This window comes from Rhodococcus jostii NBRC 16295, from assembly GCF_001894825.1.
Classification (GTDB): Bacteria; Actinomycetota; Actinomycetes; order Mycobacteriales; family Mycobacteriaceae; genus Rhodococcus_F; species Rhodococcus_F jostii.
Window position 1 is genome coordinate 1 of sequence record NZ_BCWY01000197.1, and the last position, 3,359, is coordinate 3,359.

Here is a 3,359-nt window from a genome sequence, read left to right on the forward strand (position 1 = left end):
ATGTTCGAACCTTCGCTGAGGGGACGTACTTCTCTATTTCTTCGGGACGCGGATAATCAGGGCGTCGCCCTGCCCGCCTCCACCACACAGGGCAGCAGCCCCGACACCACCGCCACGGCGCTGCAACTCCAAAGCCAGATGCAGGGTGATCCGCGCCCCGGACATGCCGAGGGGATGGCCCAGCGCAATTGCTCCGCCGTTGACGTTGACCCGCGCCGGATCCAACCCGAGCTCGCGCGTCGAGGCGATTCCCACCGCCGCGAAGGCCTCGTTGATCTCCACCAGGTCCACATCTTCCGGAGAGATGCCCTCCCTCGCGCACGCCCTGGCGATCGCTCGTGCGGGCTGTAACTGCAAGGTCGAGTCGGGATCTGCAACGACGCCGTGTGCCCCGATTTCGGCGATCCATGGCGGCCGGAGCTCCTGCGCCTTGGCTTTGCTCATCACCACAACCGCGGCCGCACCATCGGAGATCTGTGACGCGGACCCGGCGGTAATTGTCCCGTCCGCGCTGAACGCCGGCCTCAGAGTCGCCAGCGACCCCACGGTGGTGTCCGCGCGGATCCCCTCGTCCTGCCCAAGTTCCACTGTCCCTCCGCGACGCTGTGTAACCGTTAAGGGCACCACTTCGTCGGCGGACAACCCGTCTTTCCACGCCCGCACCCCATTCTGATGCGACGCCGCCGCGAACGCGTCCTGCTCGGAACGCGAGATTGGGTGATCGGCCTCCCCGTTCGTCATCTCGGCCAGATTTCCCATCGGCTGATCTGTGAAGATGTCGTGCAGCCCGTCGAATGCCATGGAATCGCGGAGTGTCACGTCGCCGTACTTGACGCGCGCTCGCGCGTGTTCCTGCAGATGCGGAACCTGTGACATGGACTCTTGGCCACCCGCGACGATCACCTCGAACTCCCCGGCACGGATCAACTGGTTGGCCAACGCGATCGCGTCGACGCCAGATAGACAGACCTTGTTGACTGTCAGCGCTGGCACGTCCATCGGGATTCCTGCCGCGACCGCCGCTTGTCCGGCCGGAATCTGGCCGGCGCCTGCTGTGAGCACTTGACCCATGATCACGTATTCGACGAGCGCGGCGGGCACTCCAGATTTGTTCAGGGCTCCCCGAATCGCGACGCCACCGAGGTCGGAACCCCGACAGACCCCGCAAAGCCCCCATAAATCGACCCATAGGAGTCCGGGCATCGGCAACGATCACCGAAGTAGTCATCAGCTGTCCTAACTTGCCCACCGCGCCCACTCCGCAGGGGGTGCCGGCGAGCGCTAGACGGAATTCAATCGTGTGTGGCGGAGGCGCCACTCAACAGACGGCGCGCAACGACGGGAAGATCGTGAACTAGACATGCCACGGAAGCAAGTCCTGCACACCACGAAGCAACCGAGTTCGTTTCTGTGGCACGCCTACGTAAAGCGCAGTGCCACAGGGTAGTTCTTCACCGGGATCAGGCGCGGATCGGACAGCCGTGGCTCGTGGAGCGTAGATCGTCGGCGAGAATCGACCATGCAATAGTCGAGTGCGGCGAACGCAGAACGCCGCATTCCCGCGGCAGGATGCCCGACATTCGGTCACTCGAGGCGTCATGTCGGCCCCTGAGGTGAGGTACGCGCTGCGCGGCGATTCGATACCGACACTGCAGCCTGCCTGTCGCTGGAGGCTGCCGGCGATGCTCGAGGCACACCGGTGGCTCGAATCGGGCGTCTCGGCGGTCATGTTGATGATTCGCGAGTCTGCTGATCATGCCCAATACTGCCGAAATGTGTTGACATCTGGTCGGACCGCGACTGCAATGTTGCCAGTCCCAGGTGCACGTGTAAACTTTCAAGCAAAACTACTTAGCAGTGAATAGTCCCGAGCTGATCAATTCAAGTGACATGGGGTGTGGGATGGGCGTCGAAGCACCGTCGATTCGGGACGTGGCTGGAGATGATGGCGTCGATCGCATCGAGCAGGCGTGGGTACGTGAACGGCCGGATATCGACGTCAGTTCAGTGGGCATCGTTTCGAGGATCTGGCGCATTGCGCGATACCTGGAGCGCGAGCGCAGTCAACGCCTGGTGGAGCTGGGAACCGATCCTGCGACGCTCGACCTCTTGGCAATGCTGCGGCGCTCCGGCAAGCCGTATCGGATGACGGCAGGGCAACTCACCGAGGCTGCGCTGATAACCCCGGCTGGTATCTCGAACCGCCTGGACAAACTCGAGCGCAGTGGTCTGCTCAAACGGAGCTTTCACCCACAAGACCGTCGTCGAGTCGACGTGCAATTGACGAAAAAGGGAGTCCAACTCATCGACGAGGTCGCCTCCGACATTCTGGGTCGCGAGTCGCAACTCCTGGCGTTTGTGAGTGAAGACGATGACACCGAGCTTCGCAGGCTTCTCAAACTCCTTCTCGCCCACTTTGAGGACCCGGGTCGTGGCTAGCTGAGACCGAAACGCCCCGACGCCGGCCGTTGATCTGTTGGTGATTGCCGATGAATCTGGGTAACACTCTCGAATTCTCGTAGATCTCGAACTATCGAAGTTGATGGTGCACATCGAATGGCGCTGCGCAGTACCAGTGTTCATGGATGGTGTATGAGTTGAGAGCCGCTGCGGCATCAGTGACGTACTCACTGCACCTTGTGAACTCTGACCCGGGGAACGCACTTCTTCCTGCGCTGGTCGTAGTCACACATGATCACGAGGCGTGAATCGATTGCCGTGGCGGTTCGTCGTTTGTGGACTGATTTCCAGCACCGTCGGCGCGAATCGGGGTCCACGATGAGTACGTCACCCACCGAAATTGTCCTTGCATGGCGCTCTCCTAGACCGCTGACACTGCCCGGACGGCCACTCCCGGTGCCGCCAGCACGCCCGTCGACGCTTACAGCCACGGCTATGTTCGGCGCCGCATACGGGCATCACGCTCTCTGTACTGCTGGTTGTGCCGCTGCCCCCCTTGACGCTTAACCGCAGGGACCCTCGCCCCGCCCAACCCTCTCTGGCCCCACATTTGTGTACCGCGGCCACGAGAATGCGCTGTCGGGGGGCTCCCTCCGCGGATCCCGTTGCCTCGCCCGGTCCATGCCATCCCCGGGGCCGTGATTGCGACGCGATCTCTTGCTCGTCATCCGCAGTCGGGCGGCCTGACTGCCAACTCGGGTGGATGCCCCCGGCACCGCTGAGCAGGGGGTTCTGAATAAGAAGCAAACTAGATGCGTCTGCATCTATTCATTCGTGAAAAAAAATCGCAGGAAACAATTGACGCATGAAAGAAAGCTCCATACTATTCGGTGAGGCAGGCCACACCGGGCAGCGAGATCTGGCTGTTGGCCTCGCGATCCCTCCGAACTTCTCCCGAC

General features: G+C 61.9%; 1 protein-coding gene and 1 pseudogene. One reads left to right on the forward strand and one right to left on the reverse strand.

Going from position 1 to position 3,359, the window contains the following annotated elements:
* Positions 1 to 33: 33 nt before the first annotated feature.
* A pseudogene (locus tag RJ1_RS44605) lies at positions 34 to 1,228 on the reverse strand (acetyl-CoA C-acetyltransferase).
* A 674-nt stretch (positions 1,229 to 1,902) separates the two neighbouring features.
* Here RJ1_RS44605 and RJ1_RS44610 point away from each other — a divergent pair.
* Positions 1,903 to 2,439, forward strand: coding sequence for a MarR family winged helix-turn-helix transcriptional regulator (locus tag RJ1_RS44610; RefSeq protein WP_073371119.1), 537 nt, complete (start codon positions 1,903 to 1,905; stop codon positions 2,437 to 2,439).
* Positions 2,440 to 3,359: the final 920 nt, after the last annotated feature.